1 protein-coding gene is annotated in these 2,397 nt (G+C 42.8%); it reads left to right on the top strand.

What is annotated here, in order from left to right; all coding sequences use genetic code 11:
* Positions 1–118: 118 nt before the first annotated feature.
* A partial coding sequence (locus WB217_RS18430; RefSeq protein WP_423994777.1) for a hypothetical protein occupies positions 119–2,397 on the top strand: 2,279 nt, incomplete at its 3' end.

Genomic DNA, 2,397 nt, shown 5'->3' with positions numbered 1-2,397 from the left:
CCCTAACAGAAACGCTATGGTATCGTCCACTAACCGTGCTTTGGAGATGTGAAGGAATATGGCAGATGGTAATAGGTGATAAAAGCTGGGGAGAAATGAAAAGAAAAGGTGTATCTCAATGAAGTCTATATTCAAAAATAAACCTCAGCTGATTGTTCTGATCCTTGTATTCTTGGTTGTAGCCATTGTTTCCAGCCCATTTTGGCTCTGGTACATAAAGCCGGAGAAAACCCTGGACCTATTAATTGTCGATAAAACCGTCCCGGACAAAAGCTTTCGTGAGCATAAAGGCCTTACCTGGATTTTAAACAACGAGAAATATAGGAAAAGCAGCGGCAGTCGATATTCAGCCGAAGATGATTATATTGGCTTTGAACTTGAAAAATCAAAATCATATACCGCCGGCAAGCTGCCAGATGATTTAGATCCATTCAAGGTTGTGTACCTTGCCGACCTTTATGGTGTATATGAAGAGGAATTCCACGGTCCTAATGAGTCAGGAAGCAGGTCTAAACAATTGTATGGAGGTCTCCAGCAGGAGGATGTAACCACGCTGGAGAACGCTCTTCTTAAGGGAAACAAAACGCTGATAGCAGAATTCAACACATTTGGAAGTCCTACAGAGGAAGCTGTCAGGAAGCAGATGACCAATCTGTTGAATGTAAAATGGAGCGGCTGGACTGGCCGTTATTTTTCTGAATTGGATGGAAAAGAAGTTCCACAGTGGATCATTGATCAATATAAAATGCAAACTGGAGGCTGGAATTTTACCGGTGCTGGGTTTGTATTCGTCAATGAGGAAGACTTCATCGTTGTAATTGGGGAAGAGGATATTGATGGTGAAGGATTGAAATTTTTGCTTACGCAGAAAGGTGATAAGACTTTCAACGCAGACCTGAATTCGAGATACACGTATTGGTTCGATATCATTGAACCACTGGATAAAGCTGAGATCCTTGCAAACTATCAACTGCCAGTCAAAGAGCAGGCGATGGAAAAGTTGGCATCCTATGGAATTCCTCTGCAGTTCCCGGCTGTCATCCACCACAAGAATAAGCTGTACTCATCCTATTATTTTGCCGGAGATTATGCAGATGAAGCCGAAGTGCCAGGAATTTATCAAACAGCAGGCTTATCGACTTGGAGGAAGATGACGGTTGGCAGGAACTCTTTTTATTGGAGCACGTATGTTCCAATGATGAAGGAAATCTTAGCTGGGGGGCTTCATAAGAAACAAAAGAATCATGTGCCAGAGATTGCAGTGGACGAAAAGGTCCAATATAATAGCAAAACCAATTCGGATTTCATTCGAATCCAAAAAGATGGCCAATGGGAAAGCATGCTCATAAAAGGTGTCAATATCGGGATGGGAAAACCAGGAGCATTCCCAGGTGAGGCTGCCATTACGAAGGAGGAGTACCTCCGCTGGTTTAAGCTGATTGGCGGAATGAATGCGAATGCAATCAGGATTTATACATTGCATCCCCCGGTGTTTTATGAAGCTTTTTATGAATATAACCAGATGGCAGAAAAGCCTATTTACCTGTTTCATGGAGCCTGGGTGAACGAAGAGAACTTTGTTGGTTCCCAGGATGCTTTTTCCACAATTGTCATGGATGATTTCAAGCGGGAATTGAAGCAGATGGTGGATATTGTCCACGGCAACGCAGATATAAAGCCAACTCCTGGACATGCATCAGGGGTTTATCGATATGATATTTCTCCATATGTTCTAGGGTTTATCATTGGAACTGAGTGGGACCCAGGAGCTGTGCTTAATACAAACAATGTTCATAAAGGAATGGATCAGTTTTCAGGTCGATATTTTTCAACAAAGGATGCTGAGCCTTTCGAAGTCTGGCTGGCAGGGATGATGGAATTCACAGCGGCATATGAAACAAAACAATACAGCTGGCAGCATACCCTCAGCTTTACGAACTGGGTAACGACGGATTTACTTGATCACCCGAGTGAGCCTCTTGAGACAGAAGACATGGTATCGGTGAATCCTAACCATATTGAAAAAAAGGCAAGCTTTAACGCGGGAATGTTTGCTTCCTATCATATTTATCCATACTATCCTGACTTTTTGAACTATGAAAAGAAATACCTGAAATATAAGGATGAAAAGGGCAAGACAAATCATTATGCCGGGTATTTGCACGATTTAATCAATGCGCATAAAATGCCAGTCCTTGTTGCTGAGTTTGGGGTGCCGTCTTCACGGGGACTGACTCACCGGAATAAGTTCGGAATGAATCAGGGATTTTTGAACGAGAAGCAGCAGGGAGAAATGAACAGCAAACTGTTTAATTCAATTGTCGAGGAAGGCTCTGCAGGCGGAATCGTGTTTGCATGGCAGGATGAATGGTTTAAAAGGACATGGAACAATATGGA

The organism is Mesobacillus sp. (assembly GCF_049588175.1).
Classification (GTDB): Bacteria; Bacillota; Bacilli; order Bacillales; family Cytobacillaceae; genus Mesobacillus.
Note: the sequence above shows the minus strand (reverse complement) of the source record. Positions and strands in the feature narration are given on the sequence as shown.